The 19,851-nt window shown below is 35.8% G+C and carries 20 protein-coding genes; 11 read left to right on the top strand and 9 right to left on the bottom strand.

Annotated elements, in window-relative coordinates; all coding sequences use genetic code 11:
* The first annotated feature begins 14 nt into the window (after window positions 1–14).
* Window positions 15–950 carry an acetyl-CoA carboxylase carboxyl transferase subunit alpha gene (gene accA, locus P6N22_RS08045; RefSeq protein WP_280331879.1) on the top strand — a complete coding sequence of 312 codons (936 nt, stop codon included), beginning with the start codon at window positions 15–17 and terminating at the stop codon, window positions 948–950.
* A gap of 4 nt (window positions 951–954) precedes the next feature.
* On the opposite strand, the gene P6N22_RS08040 is transcribed toward accA, so the two are convergent.
* The 5 genes from P6N22_RS08040 to P6N22_RS08020 are packed head-to-tail and all read right to left on the bottom strand — an operon-like array spanning window position 955 to window position 5,226.
* Window positions 955–1,755: a 3'-5' exonuclease gene (locus tag P6N22_RS08040; protein WP_280331878.1), complete on the bottom strand. Its 801-nt coding sequence runs from the start codon at window positions 1,753–1,755 to the stop codon at window positions 955–957.
* Window positions 1,742–2,335 (bottom strand): phosphoribosylanthranilate isomerase, encoded by a 594-nt coding sequence (locus P6N22_RS08035; RefSeq protein WP_280331876.1) that lies wholly within the window; start codon window positions 2,333–2,335, stop codon window positions 1,742–1,744. Before P6N22_RS08035 ends, P6N22_RS08040 begins: the two co-directional genes overlap by 14 nt.
* 3 nt (window positions 2,336–2,338) lie before the next feature.
* Window positions 2,339–2,980 carry a ribulose-phosphate 3-epimerase gene (rpe, locus tag P6N22_RS08030; RefSeq protein ID WP_280332035.1) on the bottom strand — a complete coding sequence of 214 codons (642 nt, stop codon included), beginning with the start codon at window positions 2,978–2,980 and terminating at the stop codon, window positions 2,339–2,341.
* Window positions 2,981–3,034: 54 nt separating this feature from the next.
* On the bottom strand, window positions 3,035–4,429 hold the full coding sequence (locus tag P6N22_RS08025; protein ID WP_280331874.1) for a chemotaxis protein CheX: 1,395 nt from the start codon (window positions 4,427–4,429) through the stop codon (window positions 3,035–3,037).
* Window positions 4,426–5,226, bottom strand: a complete 801-nt coding sequence (locus P6N22_RS08020) for an HDOD domain-containing protein (protein ID WP_280331872.1) — start codon at window positions 5,224–5,226, stop codon at window positions 4,426–4,428. Before P6N22_RS08020 ends, P6N22_RS08025 begins: the two co-directional genes overlap by 4 nt.
* A 172-nt stretch (window positions 5,227–5,398) precedes the next feature.
* Here P6N22_RS08020 and rpmB point away from each other — a divergent pair, with 172 nt between their 5' ends.
* From rpmB to argJ, 3 genes are read left to right on the top strand one after another with little or no spacing between them, the layout of a single operon-like run.
* Complete coding sequence (gene rpmB, locus P6N22_RS08015; protein WP_021287002.1) at window positions 5,399–5,587, top strand: 50S ribosomal protein L28; 189 nt, start codon at window positions 5,399–5,401, stop codon at window positions 5,585–5,587.
* 15 nt (window positions 5,588–5,602) lie between these two features.
* Window positions 5,603–6,733 carry an NAD-binding protein gene (locus tag P6N22_RS08010; RefSeq protein WP_280331868.1) on the top strand — a complete coding sequence of 377 codons (1,131 nt, stop codon included), beginning with the start codon at window positions 5,603–5,605 and terminating at the stop codon, window positions 6,731–6,733.
* Window positions 6,726–7,904: a bifunctional glutamate N-acetyltransferase/amino-acid acetyltransferase ArgJ gene (gene argJ, locus P6N22_RS08005; RefSeq protein WP_280331866.1), complete on the top strand. Its 1,179-nt coding sequence runs from the start codon at window positions 6,726–6,728 to the stop codon at window positions 7,902–7,904. Before P6N22_RS08010 ends, argJ begins: the two co-directional genes overlap by 8 nt.
* A gap of 59 nt (window positions 7,905–7,963) precedes the next feature.
* Here the strand turns inward: argJ and P6N22_RS08000 are convergent, their stop codons facing one another.
* From P6N22_RS08000 to P6N22_RS07985, 4 genes are all read right to left on the bottom strand, one after another.
* Window positions 7,964–8,107, bottom strand: coding sequence for a hypothetical protein (locus P6N22_RS08000; RefSeq protein ID WP_280331863.1), 144 nt, complete (start codon window positions 8,105–8,107; stop codon window positions 7,964–7,966).
* Between the two features lie 73 nt (window positions 8,108–8,180).
* Window positions 8,181–8,714, bottom strand: a complete 534-nt coding sequence (locus tag P6N22_RS07995) for a gamma carbonic anhydrase family protein (RefSeq protein ID WP_280331861.1) — start codon at window positions 8,712–8,714, stop codon at window positions 8,181–8,183.
* A 1-nt stretch (window position 8,715) separates the two neighbouring features.
* Entirely contained in the window at window positions 8,716–10,809 is a 2,094-nt protein-coding gene (locus P6N22_RS07990; protein ID WP_280331860.1) for an RNA degradosome polyphosphate kinase, read from the bottom strand.
* A 54-nt stretch (window positions 10,810–10,863) separates the two neighbouring features.
* The gene (locus tag P6N22_RS07985; RefSeq protein ID WP_280331858.1) at window positions 10,864–12,078 is read right to left on the bottom strand and encodes an apolipoprotein N-acyltransferase; all 1,215 of its coding nucleotides are present in this window, start codon (window positions 12,076–12,078) and stop codon (window positions 10,864–10,866) included.
* Window positions 12,079–12,164: 86 nt separating this feature from the next.
* Here P6N22_RS07985 and yajC point away from each other — a divergent pair, with 86 nt between their 5' ends.
* Genes yajC through P6N22_RS07950 form a run of 7 tightly spaced genes read left to right on the top strand, consistent with a single transcriptional unit; the run spans window position 12,165 to window position 19,850 of the window.
* The gene (gene yajC / locus P6N22_RS07980) at window positions 12,165–12,431 is read left to right on the top strand and encodes a preprotein translocase subunit YajC (protein WP_280331856.1); all 267 of its coding nucleotides are present in this window, start codon (window positions 12,165–12,167) and stop codon (window positions 12,429–12,431) included.
* Complete coding sequence (gene secD, locus P6N22_RS07975) at window positions 12,421–13,986, top strand: protein translocase subunit SecD (protein WP_280331855.1); 1,566 nt, start codon at window positions 12,421–12,423, stop codon at window positions 13,984–13,986. The genes yajC and secD overlap by 11 nt, the downstream gene beginning before the upstream one ends.
* A 2-nt stretch (window positions 13,987–13,988) precedes the next feature.
* Window positions 13,989–14,960 (top strand): protein translocase subunit SecF, encoded by a 972-nt coding sequence (secF, locus tag P6N22_RS07970; RefSeq protein WP_280331853.1) that lies wholly within the window; start codon window positions 13,989–13,991, stop codon window positions 14,958–14,960.
* 16 nt (window positions 14,961–14,976) lie between these two features.
* Complete coding sequence (locus P6N22_RS07965; RefSeq protein WP_280331851.1) at window positions 14,977–15,315, top strand: DUF6394 family protein; 339 nt, start codon at window positions 14,977–14,979, stop codon at window positions 15,313–15,315.
* Window positions 15,316–15,326: 11 nt separating this feature from the next.
* Entirely contained in the window at window positions 15,327–17,780 is a 2,454-nt protein-coding gene (gene leuS, locus P6N22_RS07960; protein ID WP_280331849.1) for a leucine--tRNA ligase, read from the top strand.
* A 3-nt stretch (window positions 17,781–17,783) separates the two neighbouring features.
* Window positions 17,784–18,299 (top strand): LPS assembly lipoprotein LptE, encoded by a 516-nt coding sequence (lptE, locus tag P6N22_RS07955; protein WP_280331848.1) that lies wholly within the window; start codon window positions 17,784–17,786, stop codon window positions 18,297–18,299.
* A 9-nt stretch (window positions 18,300–18,308) separates the two neighbouring features.
* A complete protein-coding gene (locus P6N22_RS07950; protein ID WP_280331846.1) occupies window positions 18,309–19,850 on the top strand; it encodes a diguanylate cyclase in 1,542 nt (513 codons plus the stop codon).
* Window position 19,851 lies beyond the last annotated feature (1 nt).

Raw genomic sequence — 19,851 nt, 5'->3', positions numbered from 1 at the left:
ATTAAGGAAATAATGTGGCTACATACTTAGACTTTGAACATAGAATCAAGTTCATTCAAGAGGATATCATCTCTGCACAAGTTCGTCATGATTATGCAGCTGTTGAAGATCTAAAAAATAAACTTGAAAAAGAGGTTGAAAAGATCTATGGAAACCTTAGTGACTTTCAAAAGCTTCAATTAGCACGTCACTTGGATCGTCCATATGCATTAGACTATATCAATCTAATAGTAAGAGATAAGTATGAGATTCACGGAGATAGACATTTCCGTGACGATGCTGCAATCGTTTGCTATATGGGTTATATCGGTGATGAAAAAGTTATGGTTATCGGTGAACAAAAAGGGCGCGGTACAAAAAATAAACTAAAGCGTAACTTTGGTATGCCTCATCCAGAAGGTTATCGTAAAGCACTACGTGCTGCAAAACTAGCAGAAAAATTCGGTATGCCTATCGTAATGCTAGTAGACACTCCGGGTGCATATCCTGGAATCGGTGCAGAAGAAAGAAACCAGTCTGAAGCTATTGCTAGAAACCTTTTAGAATTCTCAGAGTTAAAAGTACCTACTATCTCTATCGTTATCGGTGAAGGTGGTTCTGGTGGTGCACTTGCTATCGGTGTTGCAGATAAATTTGCAATGATGAGATACTCTGTATTTAGTGTTATTTCACCTGAAGGTTGTTCGGCAATTTTATGGAACGATCCTAAAAAAGTTGAGTCTGCTACAAATGCAATGAAAATTCTTGCATCGGATTTAAAAGAACTTGACTTAATCGATGATATCATTGATGAGCCATTAATCGGTGCTCACCGTGAAAAAGAGGCATCTGCAAATGCTATTGCCGAGTATGTACTAGAATCTCTTAAAGAACTTAAATTAATGAGTGATGATGAGAGAATGGAAGCTAGATACGCAAAACTGGTAAAACCAGGTGCTTTCGCAGAGTAATTTTTTACTCTGTCTCTTCTTTTTTAGCTAAAGGATCAAACTTCGGACGTTTGAGCCTTGAAGCTTCTTTCGAAAAATTTATCAAATCTTCTACAGTTTTAATATCTTCATTTAAATTTTCTAACGATAATAAAAAGAGTCCGTATGTTGTCAAAACATCGCTCATAGCTCTGTGATGTTGTGCATTTGGATTGAGGTTCAGTGAATCATTGAGATACGAAAGAGCATATCTGTAAGAAACAATTGTTCTTTCAGCCAAAGCCAATGAACATAAAGAGCGGTTAAGTAATGCAGGAAGACCTACTTTCTCCATACTTTTAGATGTAAACAGATAGTCAAACTTTACATCATGAGCGACAAAGATAGCGTTACCAAGAAACTCTTTGAACTTCTCAAGAACTGTTTTTAAATCAGGTGCATCTTTAGTATCTTCCACTTTAATACCTGTAATTTCCGTAATAGCAGGATTTATCTGTTTAGTATGTACCAATGAATCGAAACGGTCTATAATCTTTCCGTTATGAACTTTCACGGCCGCAATCTCTATAATCTGGTGTTTTTCTATTTTAGAACCATTCGTTTCAATATCTACGATACAAAACTCAGCTTCTTCAATAGGGATAAAACGTGTGTCAAAATAGTAATAGCCCTCATGTTTTACAATATTTAAGCCTTGTAGTCTGAAGAGTTCTAAAGATGTATCTAACTCTTCATTGAGCTGGTCTTTGAGGGTTTTAAGAGAGAGCCCTTTTTTTGATAGTCGGGAGATACTTTTGTCATCAAGAGGCAGATTATGCTTTAGCATTATTTATAAACTCTTGCACTTTGATTGGATCTTTTATCCCGTGGCTGATCTCTACACCACTACTAACATCGACACCGTAAAAGCCATAACGTTTAACCGAAGCTACATTTGCACGGTTGAGACCGCCTGCGAGAATGATTTTAGAGCAATCAACCCCTTCAAACCATTCAATGTTAATTCTTTTACCAGCCCCGCCGTAGGCTTCACAATATGCATCTACTAAACGATACTCATCATTATATTTGAGAATATCCTCTTTTGTTTGTGCACGAATAACTTTAATATGAGGAACTTCCAAAGCATTACAATACTCAGCGTCAACTTCGAAATGAAGCTGTGCAAGAGTAGCACCTGTTTCTTTACAAATTTGATTGACTTTTTGTGGAGTTTCATTTACAAACAGAGCAACTTTCTCAACAAAGGGAGGAAGTTGTTTTATGATCTCTTTTGCCTGTTCTGGAGTAATATAACGAGGTGATTTTTCATAAAATACAAAGCCAAGAGCATCAGCTCCTGCATGAATGGCCGTCATTGCATCTTCATAGGATGTTATACCACATATCTTTGTACGTAATGTCATGATTTATACTTGTAAACTTTTTATTGCTTGAGCGCGATCTTCTTGTTTGAAAACATAGCTTCCTGCTACTACTACGTCTACACCCGCTTCTTTTAGAGTATGAACATTTTGATCGCTTACACCGCCGTCTACTTCTATCAGACAGTTAGGATTGATACGATCACGAAGTGCTTTTAATCTTTTTGCTTTTGGAATAACACTCTCTATAAAGCTTTGTCCGCCAAATCCAGGATTAACACTCATTAAAAGAACCATATCTAAATCTTCAAGTAAAAATTCGATAGATTCAGGCGGAGTATGAGGATTTAATACGATTGCAGCTTTGATCCCGTAACTTTTTATTTTTTGAATAAGTCTGTGGGGATGTTTTTCCTCTTCTATGTGAAAAGAGATATATTCAGGTTTTAGCGGAGCAAAAAGCTCAACAAAAAATGTGTTGTTTTCAACCATAAGGTGAATATCAAGAGGTTTTGTCGCAGCCTTTGCAACAGAACTTACAACAACAGGGCCGATAGTGAGGTTTGGAACGAAATGACCATCCATAACGTCTACGTGAACTAAATCACAACCACCGTTACAAATCTCTTCAACATCACGAGCAAGATTTCCAAAATCTGCAGATAAAATACTTGGAGCAACTTTCATCATAAATTAAATCCATACTAAATTAAATTGTGAAATTATAAAATAAAGTTGCTTTTATCTTGTTAAGAAAAACAAGAAGTGTTCATTACTAAATTTTAAACTAACTTCTACTGCACTTCTTCCCTGTGTAATTTCAAGGAGTGAATCAACATTCGGATATGTTCTTGGAAGTGTTATATCTACACTAATATTTGCATCTGCAAGAAGTGTTTTGATCTTACCCCCTACAATATTAACAAGTTCTGCAAGGGTGTCAAGGATTAGATCTGGATCGTCTGTTGACTCACCAATGAGCAATTCACAAGCTTTTTTTGCAATAGTGATTGGGAAGACAAGAATAACCATTCCGTCAATATCTCCGTAAAATCCTATTGAACTCGCTATTTTTCCACGTTTGTCATCTATGACGATTTTATCAACTTTTGCATTTTCTTTGACCGCTTTTGCATTTGTCATCATTTCAATTGTTGCAACAGAAGCTTCAATAAAGTTAGGAAGCTCAGTAACTACCTGTTTTGTAAGGGCACGTTTGTTTTTTGAAGATGCCGCACTGCTAGCTCCGAGTTCCTCTAATAACTCTTTATTTTGTAAGATATCATCCATTTGATCAAAGAACATAATTCCCGCATCTTCCAATGTATCTTTAAAAGAAAGAGGTGTTTTTTCAAAGCTCATACCTACAAAACAGATAGTAGCATTAAATTCTGCTGCAGATGAAGCAAGTTTTGAGAAGAAGTTAAGAGCATGGATATTCATACTTACAACTTTATAAGCATCAAAAATAAAGAGCCTGAAACCTACGTGTAAAGAATTGTTATGGTATGCAATGTTAAATGTCTGAGAGATCTCTGCATCTAAAAATGAACTTACTGTATAGATAATAGCATTTCCTGTTACACGAGTTGCAACTTTTTGTCCCATTTGTCCAAGATAAGTGTCTTCCACTATTAGATCATATGAATCTGGAACATGAGCCTTTTCTTCAAATTCTTCTTTTGTTTGTGCAATAATAGGGTTATGCCCGTTATCATGAAGTTCAATTGCAATTGCAGCACGTTGAGACTTGTCCTCACTATAAAGAAGAATGTTTTTTTGTTGATTTTGAAAGCTTGAAGTAAACAGTTCTGCCGCTTCTAGTGTTTGAAAGAGTGAAAAGTTCATTGCTTCGGTATAAAAATTCATGATTGCTTTATACTTTTTACTGTCATAATCACAAAAACCAACTGTAACATGGTTTTCTGTTCTTACTTTTTTAAAGAGTTTGGCAAAAACATCAAGACCGTTTCTATTAAAGAAGATCACTTTTTTTAATGAAACAAGCACCATTTCCACATTCAGTTTTAACGTGGCATCAATGTCTTCAACACTTAGTAATGATGTAGCCGAGTTACCGTCTAAGAAACCCTGCGGATGAAAGACCGCTATTGAATTTTTTACTACTGCTCTCATTGTTCTACTTCCACTACTTTAAGAAAATTGTTATATATGTCGTTTACAAAATCTACTTGAAATTCGATAAAGTCATTAAGTTCTGCATCTATAAATTCAGGTTTTGATAATGTGTAAAATAGAAGCAAGTGCATCCATTTTCCAAGTTTCATGAGTTCTTTATCGTTATAACTTTTTGTTCCTGATGCTGCTTGAACAATTTGGTAGACTTTTGGATTCATGTCCCATTTTTTAGCGATTTGCTCACAAATATCAAAAAGATCCTTGCCGCATAATCTTTCAAGTATGGTGTTATAGTCTATATTACTGGCACTTCTTAAAAGATTAACATCATCTATCTTTTCGCCGAATAAGGCATCTGCAACAATGATACTGGCAGGAAGTAAAGAGATAGCACTTTCAATCTCTTTATCGTCAATTTGAAGTTTTTTAAGGATTATCTTCCATTCACCGCTGAGTTGTGCTTGTAAATTGTAAAAGAGTTTTTTATTCAGTTTAAATAGTGACCATTTAGCAGGGCTAAGTAGACTAATCATATAATTGTATACGGCTTGTTGAGAACCTGAAAGTCCTAAGATACCGAAAATCTGTGAAGTATCACTTACTTCTTGTCTAAAACCGAAGATAGGCTTGTTGACTAAATCTTTAAGATAAGCATTAAGTGCTTTGTCTTCAACTGCAACTTTAGCGGCACGTGTAAGTTCACCTGCATTAAGAAGTAACATTGTCTGTTTTAAGACATCCGGAGAAGGGGGGATTTTTTCTATAAAATTATCGATTTGAGCTTGTGTGATCAAAGGGCATCTCGCAAAATTGTAAATTTATTTTGTAATTGGCTTAATTCTAGCTATAATTACATAAAATAATAATAAAGAGCGATAAATACTAAAGAACTCTTTGGCTTAAGTTGAAGTTTTGCTTTGGTCTGATATAATTCGCAACTTTAAAATATCATTCAAGGATACTAAAATGGCAAGAAGATGTGCTATTAGCGGCAAAGGGCCGATGAGTGGGAACAATGTTTCTCATGCTAAAAACAGAACTAAGCGTCGTTTTTTACTAAACCTCAGAACAGTGCGTATCACATTAGAGGATGGTACAACGAAAAAAATTAAGATTTCTGCAAAAGAATTACGCACACTTAAGAAAAATTCGTAGTTTTAGGAATAGGTCTTGAATCTTTTAGAAAGGATTCGCACATTTCTAAATTGGGAGATTACTCCCAAACCCGATCCAAAGCTTCTTCCTGAAGTTTACCCCCACCTTAAAGCATTTCGTCTACCCCTTATTTTAACAGTTATAGTGATGTTGATTGGAACAACAGGTTATGTTCTAATTGATAATTTTCCGATTATTGATGCCATCTATCAAACTGCTATTACGTTTACTACTGTAGGTTTTGGAGAGATACGTCCAATATCTGATGCTGGTAGAATATTTACGATTAATCTAATCATTGCCGGTTTCGCAGTTTTCTCTAGTGCGATCGGTATTTTAGTTTCAGAATTAAACAAGGGGCACATTGTTGCTATTATCAAGGAGCGAAGAATGTTGTATAAAATCGCAAGATTAAAAAAACATTTTGTTGTGTGTTATCATAATGATTATACGATTGAAGTAACGAAACAATTACGTAAAAACCACATACCTTTTGTTGTAATTGATCCAAGACCGCAGATCCATGAATGGGCAGTAGAACACAAATATCCCCATTTCTTACAGGCCGAGCCTCATGCGGAATTATCAATGTTAAAGGCGCATTTGGCATCTGCAAAAGGGCTGATTACTCTTTCTGATTCAATTGCGGATAATATTGCACTTATCGCTTCGGTAAGACTTTTTGAAAAAGAGCACTTTCTACCAAGACCTTATTATGTGATCTCTGCTGCTGAATCTATGAGTGATGTAGAAAAATTGAAAAAACTGGGATCAGATACGGTTGTAAGTCCTACGAAACTTACAGCTCAAAGGGTTTCTGCAATGGCAGCACGTCCGGATATGGAAAACCTTTTAGAAGAGTTCTTATACAAAACGGACAATCCGATCGATATGCAGGAGATTTTGGTACCTAAATATTCATGGGCGGTGTTAAAAAAATTAAAAGAGACACATATTAGAGAGATCGCAAATACTTCTGTAGTTGGGATTACAAAAAAAGACGGAAAATTTGTTGCAATGCCTAAAGGAGATGTTTTAGTTACAAGCGAATGTAAGCTTTTAGTAATTGGAACACAGGCTGGTATAAAAATTACCAGAGATTTATTAAGAAAAAGATTGAAGCCGAAGGAGCTCAAATTTGTATAAATTAGAAAAAATTGAGGGCGGAGTTTGTGCCGCTAATGGTTTTTATGCAGACGGAATTAGTGCTGGATTAAAGAAAAACGATGCTAAAGATATGGCGTTTATTTATGCAGACACATTATGTGAAATTGCTTCGGCATTTACAACAAATAAAATGGCTGCTGCCCCAATTAAACATTTTAAAGCAAAGGGTGATTTTAAAACAAACTTTGTACTTATAAATTCAAAAAATGCTAATGCAATGACGGGTGAAGCTGGAATTGACGATATTGATGAAGTACTTGGACATCTTCCTGATGAGGCTATGAATCCTGTTATGAGTTCAACTGGTGTAATCGGAGTAAGACTTCCAAAAGAGAAGCTCATCAACGGAATTAAACTTTTTGACCTTACTCAAAAAAATCCAACAAGTGCTGCTCAGGCTATTATGACTACAGATAGTTTCAAAAAAGAGATTGCATTTCAAGTGACATTGAGTGATGGAAGTAGTTTTCATATAGGTGCTATGGCAAAAGGTGCAGGGATGATTAACCCAGCTATGGCTACTATGCTTTGTTTCATTACAACGGATGCAGATGTGTCATCTACTAAAATGCAAAAAGTATTAGATCGTGTAGTAGTGACAACATTTAATGCCGCTTCGGTTGACGGTGATACTTCTACGAACGATACTGTAATGCTGCTTTCTAACTCAAAAAGCGGTGCGTATGATGAGGAAGCATTTGAAGATACACTGCATCAGATTATGGAATTTTTGGCAAAACAGATGGTAAAAGACGGAGAGGGTGCTACAAAACTTGTAACTTATAAAGTTACAGGTGCAAAAAACGATCACGAAGCAGAAGTGGTTGCCAAAGCTCTTTCTAATTCACTTCTTGTAAAAACGGCACTCTACGGTGAAGATCCAAACTGGGGACGTATTGCTTCAACTGTAGGAGCTAGTGGAGCTGAAGCAAAAGAGGAAACTTTAACGATCTCATTTGATGATATTTGCGTTTATGAAAAAGGAAATCTTTACTTTGATGCAGAGATGGAGATCCAAGCTGCCAAAATTATGAGAAAACCAGAGTTTACAATTTCATGTGATTTAGGTATCGGTTCAGGAGAATTCACGGCATTTGGATGTGATCTTGGTTACGAATACGTAAAAATTAACGCGGACTATAGAACATAATCAGTTTATTACCTATTAACATCTATAAGAGATTGGATAATACTTCCCAATCTCTTCTCTTATTTTTTCTTAGCTTTTTTTTCTGACTTTTCTTTTTTCTTGTAACTTTTGATATTTTTTTTCGCCTCTTGTTTGAACTCTTTTTTGAGTAGGTCTTTCAATTCTTTTCTAAGGAATTTGTTTACTTTTTTCTTATCTATCATACTGTTTCCTTTTAAGTGAGATATATGTATGATAGTTTAAGAAAACTTATGTAGATATAAAAGTGGATAAAAATTAATTATATTCGTTTTTAAAAGAGACGTATCTTTTTGCAGAAGCGTAGAGTTCGGCGACTTCTTCGTCAGTAAGTTCCCTTACTACTTTTGCCGGACTTCCCATAATGAGGCTTCTCGGTGGAAATTTTTTACCCTTAGTAACTAAACTTCCCGCTCCAACTATACTCTCTTTTCCAATGACAGCATTATCAAGAATAGTTGCACTCATACCGATTAAGCATGCATCTTCGATCGTACAGCCGTGTAGCATTACACGGTGACCGATAGTTACATCATTACCAATAATTGTAGGGTTTCCGTCACCTTGCTTTTGTCTGTCTTCACCTTTATGGTGTGTAACATGCAGCATTGAACAGTCCTGAACACTTGTTCTGTCCCCGATTTTAATATAATGAACGTCACCTCTAATTACCGTCCCAAACCATATAGAGCAATCTTCACCAATCTCTACATCTCCAATCACGTCAGCTGAAGGAGCTACCCATGTATCTTTACCTATTTTTGGTTCATAATTTTTAAATTTGTGTATCATTTTAACTCTCTATAAACAGTCTCTCTACTAACTGATGAATATTTGTAGATGATTCTTTTCTTGTCACTTTTGAAATTTTATTCACATACTCTTCTAAAAGTTTATGATTGTTTATTAAACGATCATCAGCTTTTACCTTTACATAAGTACCGTCACTTTGGAGTTCGTGTGCAAGTACATTGTCTGAAATTTGAAGGTTTAACAGTTGAATAATTTTTTTCTTAGACTCTTCATCTTTAATAGCCGTTAAAAGCTCAATACGTCTGACTAAGTTTCTCGGCATCCAGTCTGCACTAGAGATATATACTTCAGAAGCATCGTTTTTAAAGTAATATGCACGAGCATGTTCTAAGTATTTTCCTAAAATAGAGATAACACGGATATTCTCACTTACACCTTCTATTCCAGGTTTTAAACAACAGATACCGCGGATGATAAGATCAACTTTTACACCCGCTTGACTTGCTTTGTAAAGCGCACGGATCACGTCGTCATCAACCAAAGAGTTCATTTTCGCAATGATACGTCCATTTTCTCCTTGTCTTGTCTCATTGTGAATGAGTGATAAGATCTTCGGCTTGATTTGAGACGGTGCCATATAGAGCTCATTTAGTTTCCCTTTTTTACTAAATCCTGTTAAAAAGTGGAAAAAACGAGTAAGGTCATTTGTGATCTCGTCTTTACTTGTCATGTAACTCATATCTGTATAGATCTTTGAAGTTGACGGGTTATAGTTTCCAGTACCTAAATGTGCATACTGTTTGAGTTTACCGTTAATTCTACGAGTGATAAGTGTAGCTTTTGCGTGTACTTTTAAGCCTTTAATTCCGTAAATAACGTGTGCTCCTGATTTTTCTAGTGCTTTTGCCCAGATAAGGTTGTTCTCTTCGTCAAAACGAGCCTTCAGTTCAACCATAACAGTTACCTGTTTTCCGCTTTCACTCGCATCCATCAATGCTTTTACGATTGGAGAATTTTGTCCTGATCTGTATAGTGTCATTTTGATCGAAACAACATCAGGATCTTTTGCAGCCTGTTGTATCATTTTTACGATAGGTTCGAAACTTTCATACGGATGGTACATCATGATATCTTGTTTGTCCAAGATAGCAAAGATATTGTCATTACTATCTAAAGGCGGCAGATTCTTTGGTTTAAATGATGGAGATAATAGATGTGCAAAATCTTTATTGCCAACTATTTGCCATAAACTCGAAAGATTTAAAGAAGTATGGAATTTATAGATATCATCTTTGTAGACATTAGCATGGCGATTGAAAAAGTTAATGATTTCATCATCTGCATTACTTCCCATTTCAAGACGAACCATTTCCCCTTTTCTACGAAGTTTTAATCCCTCTTCAAGGATCTCCATAAAGTCATCCGCTTCTTCCTCTTCGATCTCGATGTCGGCATTTCTCGTTACTCTGAATGATGCGTACTTAATGAGTGTATAACCCGGAAAAAGATCTTCTATATGTTGTGCAACAGCAGTTTCTATAGGCACATAAGTACCTTCACCGATTTGGACAAATCTGTCTAAAACACGAGGGACACGTACAATTCCAAAACGTTCAATTGCTTCATTGTCTGTATCTCTAAGTTTAACGATAAGACCGAAGCTCAAGTTGTTTAAGTGTGGAAACGGATGTGTCGCATCTACAGCAATAGGAATAATTACAGGGTAGATGTTTTCTTTAAAGTATATGTTTACTTTGTGTTTTTCCTGGTTGCTTAAATCGTTGTATTTTTTAACGTAAATACCTTCATGTTCAAGCTTCTTTAGTATCTCTGTTCTACAATGTTCTACAACTTGTTGCTCTTGATGCAGATAGTGTCTGATTTCACGAAGTTGTTGCAGCGGTGTAAGTCTATCTGCACCTGAAACAATAATCCCTGCCGAGAAAAGTTTTTTAAGTCCTGCTACACGGATCATATAAAATTCATCAAGATTAGTTCCGTAGATCGCAAGAAACTTTAAACGCTCAAGTAATGGTAAAGTTGTATCTTGTGCCTGTTTGAGAACTCTTGTATTGAATTGTAACCATGAAAGTTCACGATTAATATAAAAATTTGGGTTTTTGAAATTCAACATAAAAACCGATCCTGTTGCATAAATTTTTATTGCATTATAGCAAAAATTTGGTTTCTACTTGATTACACCGCTGCCACGGTAGTTTGCGGCATGATAAATAGTAACTCCGTATTTGCGTGCATAATATTTCATAAGTAGACGTTGCAGTGTCGGCTCGATTGAAGGGGTAAACCAAGCATTGTTACTGATAGCTACGACAAAATCCACATCACCTTGATAAAGAGCATCACAAGTTGCCTCATAGCAGATAGCATTTCTTATTTTAACTTTATTGATTTCAAAGTCTGTGGGCTGATCAGCCGTAACAAAGTCGCTTGCACCGTTAAAGAAGGTATCGTTTACAAACTTTTTGGCAAATTTAGGAAGTGGAATATACTCTCCAAAAGGGACAAGAACAACTTTTTTTGCTACGGAATATTTTCCCTGGTCAAACAAGTATGTAACGTTATAATGTTTCCCGTTCTCTACTAAAAGTGCTCCGGCAATAATAGTAATAGAATGTGAAATCTCTTGGAGTTGTTTAATTAATTTCGGACTTTTGTTCATAAAAAGAGGAAAGACCGACTCAGGTAGGACAACAACTTTATATCCTTCAAGTTTTGCTTTTGTAATCTCTTGAAAAATCATATCTACTGTAGGATAAAGATTATCCCTTTTCCATTTATCTTCTTGTTTGACATCTGTTTGAACAAGTTTCATGTTTAATGGAAGCTCTTTTTGCATCGGATAGCCAAAATTAATTGCAAACACAAGTAAAATGAGTGGATAGTATTTATATTTTGGATAATTTCTATATGCGTAAATAGCAGCTGCCAAAGCAAAAATCACGATCGCAAACTGGTATTTATAAACACCGATGAAACTGTCAATAAAAAGAAGTTCAGGCTTAAACCAGTTCCAGTCAAACGGTTCAATGAAACTGAGTGCAAAAAGTACAGCCCCACGAATGAAAGGGTTGGTAGTAAAATACATAGGTAAAAATAAAAGAAGATAAAGCAGTCCAAAGCCCAAAGTAACTATTGGCATCATAAAACCGACACCCTGATACTGAAAACTAAAGCCTATCCAGTAAAACCAAAACACTCCTATAAAAAAACCTGCTGCCAAGACGGAACGCTTGGGTATATACAATATAGAAGCTACGGCAATCAGTCCCAGAGCCGTGTTTAATAATTTGTTTTCGAGTCCGAAATTACTTAAATAAATAAAGAGACTGAAAAAAACTGCACTTGCCAAACCAAATAAAATATCTTTTCTTTTTTCGTTCATATTGAAATTTTACACAATTTTACTCAGATATTAGTATTGTTTTTGTATAATCTCCCAATTTTTATTTAAATAAGGAAGTTATAGATATGGAATTAATCTCTCAGTTATTACCTTTTGTATTTCTGATCGCAATTATGTATTTTGTGATTATTCGTCCACAACAAAAAGAAGCGAAAGCTAAAAAAGAAATGATCGAGTCACTTAAAAAAGGTGATAAGATTATCACTAACGGTGGTTTCATTGTTGTTGTTAATAAAGTTGAAGAGAACTTTTTTAGTGTTGAGATGAATAAAGAAACGATTGTAAAAATCGCAAAAGACTCTGTTGCAAAGAAGTATGAGGATGAAGCTTAATTATCGTATCGTAATCTTCGCTTTAGCAATAGTTTTCGGGATAGTCTTTTCTATCCCTTCACTGCTTCAAACTGAAGGTGGGAAAAAAATCACTTTAGGACTTGATCTTCAAGGCGGTCTTCACATGCTTCTGGGCGTTAAAACAGAAGAAGCTACAAAATCTCGTATAAAATCTATCACAGCTAGTATTAAACATTTCAGCGAACGTAATGACATTTTGATCGATGGACTTACTTTTGATGAAACAGGTGTAAAGTTTGAAGTTTTAGATTCTGATGAAATTGCTAAGATTAAAGAATATCTTGCTCAAATTGACGGTGCTGTTGTTTCTGTAAACAATTCAATTGTATCGGTAAGTTTATCAGCTCAAGAGATCGAAAAAACTAAGAAACTGGCAATTGATCAAGCAATTGAGACTATTAGAAATAGACTTGACCAATTTGGTCTTTCTGAACCAATCGTTGCAAAACAGGGTGAAGAAAAAATCTTAGTAGAACTAGCAGGTATTAAAACTCAAGAAGAGGAGCAACGTGCACGTGAACTAATCAGCCGTGCTGCAAAACTTGAACTTATGGCAGTTGATGAAGACAGAGCTGCTCGTGTGTACAATATGAGTGCTGGTGATGCTGCTGCTTACGGAGATGTGATCTTAGAAGATGCAAAATCTTCAGAGATTAAATATTTGGTACGTGAAATTCCAATTCTTGATGGTGGGATGTTGACAAATGCCAATGTTGGATTTGATCAAAACAACCGTCCTGTAATTAACTTCAAACTTAATGCTGAAGGTGCAGAGATCTTTGGAGATTTTACAGGAAAGAATGTAGGGAAGCGTCTTGCTATCGTACTTGACGGTAAAGTGTATTCAGCTCCGAATATTAACGAGCGTATCGGTGGTGGTTCTGGACAAATTTCCGGAAACTATACTGTAGTAGAAGCAAAAGACCTGGCAATTGCTTTAAGAAGCGGTGCTTTACTTGCTCCGATTTACTTAATGGAGAAACGTTCAGTAGGACCAAGCCTAGGGGCTGATTCTATTCAAGCGTCTATGGTGGCTTTAATTGGTGGATTTGTTTTAGTAATTGTTTTTATGATCGCATATTACAGAATGGCGGGTGTTATTGCTAACATCGCTCTGATTGCAAACCTGTTTTTACTTTTAGCGGTAATGTCTCTTTTTGGTGCTACACTTACACTTCCTGGTATGGCGGGGATTGTTTTAACTGTCGGTATGGCAGTAGATGCCAATGTTATTATCTCTGAGCGTATTCGTGAGCTTATCCGTGAAGGCAAGTCAATGCATAAAGCGATCGAAGATGGTTATTCAAATGCTATGAGTGCTATTTTAGATGCAAACATTACGACGCTTATTGCTTCAGTTGTACTATATGCATACGGAACGGGTGCTATCAAAGGATTTGCAATTACTATGAGTATCGGTATTTTAGCTTCTATGCTTACTGCTATTTTAGGTACACACGGTATTTACCAGATGTTAGAGAGCAAAATGCAAAAAAGTAAAAACTATAAGTTCTGGTTCGGGATTAAGGGGTAAAAATGGAATTTTTTAAATATACAAGACCGTTTAACTTTATGGGCAAATCTAAATTTGCCGCTATTATCTCAATAGTACTTATTTTAATCTCGTATGCACTTCTTGCTACAAAAGGTTTAAATTACGGTGTTGATTTCGCCGGCGGTACGATTGTTCAAGTGAAATATGATACTACTGCACCGATTGATGAGATGCGTAAAAAACTTGAAGGCAATGAAGTCTTTGCAAACGCTTCAATTACTGAATTTGGTTCACCTGATGAGGTTGTTATCCGCTTAAAGACTACAACGGGAAGTGTAACGACTGATATTGGCGACTTGACACGTCAAGCACTTGCTGGTACCGGAAACTATGAAGTACGTCGTGTAGACATTGTTGGACCAAAAGTTGGAAGCGAATTAAGAGAAAAAGGGATCATGGCAATGCTTTTGGCGATTGCCGGGATTCTTGTCTATGTTGCATTTAGATTTGAGTGGCGTTTCGCCGTTGCATCAATTGTAGCGTTAATTCACGACGTTTCAATTGCACTTGGTGCTGTAAGTCTTTCAGGCATCGATGTAAATCTTGATGTATTAGCAGCACTTTTAACACTTCTTGGATATTCACTGAACGATACAATTATCGTTTTTGACCGTATTCGTGAAGGGATTGAAACTAGTAAAAAAACTGTTCTTGGAGATATTATTGATGAATCAGTTACAAGAACATTGGCTCGTACAACACTAACGTCATTGACAACTTTCTTTGTTGTACTAACGTTGTTCCTGTTCGGTGGTGAGATTATCCATCCATTTGCATTTACTTTATTAGTAGGTATAATTGTAGGTACTTATTCATCAATCTTTGTGGCTTCACCGATATTGATGTGGTTTGGATTTAATGTACAGAACTATCACGAAAAACTGGCTCAAAAAGCTAAGCGTGAAGCAGAAAAAGAGAGAATGCGCCAACAGTTTGAATCTGGCGTAATGTAAAAAGGAGACTAAGAAGATGGATTGGGGTAAAGTAGTATACGTATTTTTTTCGTTAATGAGTTTAACGTCAATTGCAGGGTTTTTATATGAAAATACTGCAGTTTCATTGTTTATTGCAGCAAGTTTAAATCTTGTTTCAACAATTTTAAAAATTGGTGTAAGAAATTTACTTTCAGCTGAACTTCTTGCATCTTCGTTAGTAGCAGACTTGCACCTTATTCCGGCATTTATCTTTTTAGTTATTGTCGGTAACGATTCATGGGCAATCGCACTTTCTATTGGTGCATTAATAGCAAACGTATTTTCTATGGGACTTGTATATATCGAAAGTTCCAAAACACAAGAAGAGTATTAGGAGAATTTTAATTGGAGTACAACGCTAAAAATATTGAGCAAAAATGGCAAAATTATTGGAGAGAAAACGATAGTTTTGAACCAAGTGAAGATTTCACGAAAGAGAAGAAATATATTCTTTCAATGTTCCCTTTCCCTAGTGGAAGACTGCATATGGGGCACGTAAGAAACTACTCTATCAGTGATGCATTTGCAAGATACCATAGACAACAAGGTAAAAATGTTCTTCACCCAATCGGATTTGACAGTTTTGGTATGCCTGCTGAAAATGCGGCAATCAAAAACAATGCTAATCCAAAAACATGGACATACGACAATATCGATTATATGAAAAACGAGTTTTATTCTCTTGGTTTTTCATTCTCTAAAAAAAGAGAACTGGCAACGTCTGACGAGCTTTATACAAAGTTTGAACAAGCATTCATTATCGATATGTATGAAAAAGGTTTGCTCTACCGTGAAAAAGGGATGCTTAACTGGTGTCCTCACGACCAAACAGTTTTAGCAAATGAGCAGGTAGTAGACGGTTGTTGTTGGAGATGTGATACTCCAATTGTAAAAAAAGATATGAATCAATACTACTTTAAGATCACTGCGTATGCAGATGAACTTTTAGCTGATCTGAAAAAACTTGAAGGTGGTTGGCCGAAACAAGTTCTTACTATGCAGGAAAACTGGATAGGAAAATCGAACGGTTTAGCGTTTGATCTTTTCTTTGATGATGAGTCGAAAGCAAAACTTGGCGGTAAATTTGATAGTTTTGATGTATTCACGACACGTCCAGATACTATCTATGGTGTTAGCTATACAGCACTTGCACCTGAGCATAAAATTGTTTCATATATGATCGAAAACAAACTTCTAAGCGATGAAAAAATTGCTGAAATTGAAGCGATGATTAATGCTTCAAATATCGATCGCCAAAAAGAGAAGGCTGGACTTTCATTAGATTTAAACGTAGTACATCCTCTAACTGGCAAAAAAGTTCCTGTATGGATTGCAAACTTCGTTTTAATGGATTACGGTTCAGGTGCAGTTATGGCAGTACCTGCTCACGATGATCGCGACTATGAATTTGCTACAAAATACTCTCTTGAAATCAATCCCGTAATTAAACCTTTTGAAGGTGAGTTAGAGCTTGATAAAAAAGCATTTACTGAAGTGGGTGAGCTTTTTAATTCGCACGAGTTTGACGGGATGAACTCTAAAGAGTCTCAAGCAAAAATCATAGAGCATTTCGAAGCGAAAAATATCGGTAAAAAGACAACAAACTACAAGTTAAAAGATTGGGGAGTTTCACGTCAAAGATACTGGGGTGCTCCGATTCCATTTATCCATTGTGATGATTGTGGACTTGTTATGGAAGACAAAGCAAACTTGCCTGTAGCACTTCCGGAAGATGTTGAGATTACGGGTGAGGGTAACCCGCTTGAAAAACATCCGACTTGGAAACACTGTAAATGTCCAAAATGTGGCAAAGATGCAGTTCGTGAAACAGATACTATGGATACTTTCGTTGAGTCTAGCTGGTATTTCCTACGTTTCTGTGCATCTGAGTTAAATTGGGAAGACGAAGCATTCTCAGCTGAGCAGATCAAATACTGGATGGGAGTTGATCACTATATTGGTGGGATTGAACATGCGATCTTACATCTTCTATATGCAAGGTTCTTTACAAAAGTTTTCCGTGATCTCGGCTATGTTGATTTTGATGAACCGTTTGACAGACTTCTAACTCAAGGGATGGTGCTTAAAGACGGTGCAAAGATGTCAAAATCTAAAGGTAATACTGTAGATCCTGATGAACTGATTGCAAAATACGGTGCAGATACTGCAAGACTATTTATTCTTTTTGCAGCGCCACCGACACAAGAGTTAGAGTGGAATGACAGCGGTGTTGAGGGTGCATTTAGATTTATCAAACGTTTCTTTGAAAGATCTACAAACGTCGTAGCGACTGACACAATTCCGTCAATTGATCACGCATCACTTTCTAAAGAGGAAAAATTTGCTCGTAAGAAAGTATATGAAGCACTGAAGCGTTCAGAAGAAGTTTATAATGAAAGATATACTTTTAACACTATGATTGCAGGTGTTATGGAAGCTATGAATGCACTAAATGCTCAAGAAAATTCTGATGTTTGGACTGAAGCATACTGGATTTTTACTTCGATTTTAGAGCCTGTAATTCCTCACACTTGTTGGGAATTAAGTGAGAAGTTCTTTAACTTGAACAACTTGAATGCACAATCAATCCTTGAAGAGGTATTTATAGAAGATTCAATTACACTCGGTGTCTCTGTAAACGGGAAAAACCGTGGAGAGATCGAAGTTGCAAAAGATGCAAGCAAAGAAGATATGTTAGCGCAGGCGAAAGAAGTAGTTGCAAAATGGCTTGAAGGCAAAGAGATCGTGAAAGAGATCGTAGTACCTAACAAGCTTGTAAATATAGTAGTTAAAGGTTAGGGTATGAAAAAGTATCTACTCTATTTGAGTATATTTGCATTTTTGGTTGTAGGCTTAAATAGTTGCGGATACAAACCTAGCTCAAAGTTTTCCCGTAATGTGACAGGTGAAAAAATAAGTACAAGTGTATATATCTCACTTGTAGATCCTGAAAATACGGTTATCATTAAAGATGCTGTAGATGCTGCTATTGTGTCAATATTTCATGCATCTCTAGTAGATCGAAGCTATTCTGATACACACTTGGATATTAAAATGTCGGCTCCTTCATATGTTCCAATTCAGTATAATAGTGATGGATATGTTGTTGGTTATCGTGCACGAGTAACACTCTATATAACAAGAACCACAAAAGGGGAAAGAAAAGTATATTCTTCTCAAGGTAGTTATGATTTTAGTGTAGAACCAAATGCTATTATTACAGATCAAGAAAGGTTTAATGCAATTAAGTCAAGTGCATCAAAAGCAATTACATCTTTCATTGCAAAAGTTTCCGCAGAGGGATCTTTGAAACAATAGGAATACGACATGACTATTCAAACGATTATCAATAATGCTGTCAAACGATTAAAAGAAGAAGGGAAACTTTTAACCCCAGATTTTTATGTAGAGGCTTTTTGTAAAGAAGCTACAAAAGCCAATATGAACGTTGAAGACTGTAAGCATCTAAATAGATATCAAGAGATGCTCAATAAAGATCTGCAAAAAGACCTAAAAAATTATCGTATCAATACGACACATGAATTTGTCCGTTTCCTTATCTCCAAAATCAATAGAACAAATCCAACGATGTGTTCAGATACATTAGAAGCACAGACCTTACTTAACAAAAGAGTATTACAGGTTATTGAAGTACTACATAATAAAGAAGCATCAGAGTTGGCAAGAAAGACTATAGACCTTCTTGAAAATGCACCAAAACCTGACCAGATTGATAGTTTTAGACAGAGATGGGTAAACTTTATAACTACATATGATGATACTTTTTTACATAAACTCAAATATTTTGGGGATTTAGATTCCAAAGACCTGAAAAAAACGATAGAGGGATTAAAAGAGATTGAATACAGTATTGAAACTAATAGTTGTGATTTAGAAAAAATATCTCAATATATAGTGGCTTCTTTAGTCCCTTCTATAGCCTCAAGTGTCAATGAACAGATAGCTGATTTAAGCGATAGAATACGTAGTAATGCTTCTATAATAAATGATAGTTCAATCGAATCAGAGATAAAATCTGCTATTGCACTAAGAATTGCACTCGATAAAAAAAGTGTCAGAGATATGGTTGAAGCACTTGACGGTGTATTAGACAAACTATCCGGACGTCTTATAGATATGATTGAAAAATCAGATAACTCAAATACAGAGATTCAAAAAATCAAGCATGAGTTAGAATCTTATAACGAAAGAACAGATAAAAATTTTAAACTTGCACATAATAAACTTTTTACAATCGCACTAGCATTGGAGAAAAATACTGCCGTTCTTAGTAAGGATTTAAAATCTCATAACGAAGATGTAATGTTAATGACACGTAAGATAAAAAGTCTTGAATTAGAATTGGAAGAGGCTAGAAAAGAAGCTCAGGAAGACTTTTTAACAAAAATATATAACAGACGTGCTTTAGACCAGTTTTTAGACTTAAAAGAGGGTGAATATGAGCGATATGAGAGAAACTTTTCTATTGTCCTTTTCGACCTTGATCACTTTAAGAACATAAATGACAGTTACGGGCATGAAGCTGGTGATGCCGTTTTAGTCGCATTTGGAAAAATACTTAGAAAAGAGTGTAGAAATGTTGATATTGTTGGAAGATTTGGTGGAGAAGAGTTTATTGCAATACTTGGAGACACGGATGTAAATGGAGGTGTTGTTTTTGCCAATAAAGTAAGAGAACACATCAAAAGGGCAAAATTTATGTATAAAGGCAGCCGTATCGAAGTAACTGTGAGTGCGGGTGTTGCTGAAAGAAATATGCACCTTTCGTTAAAAGATTTACTTGCTGCAACAGATAAATTGCTTTATCATGCAAAAGCAAACGGTAGAGATAGAGTGGAGTTTAAATAAG

Origin of the sequence: Sulfurimonas sp. C5, from assembly GCF_029872055.1 — a bacterium.
Lineage (GTDB): Bacteria > Campylobacterota > Campylobacteria > Campylobacterales > Sulfurimonadaceae > Sulfurimonas.
The sequence above is the reverse complement of the archived record's forward strand: the minus strand, read 5'-3'. Positions and strand labels throughout refer to the sequence as shown.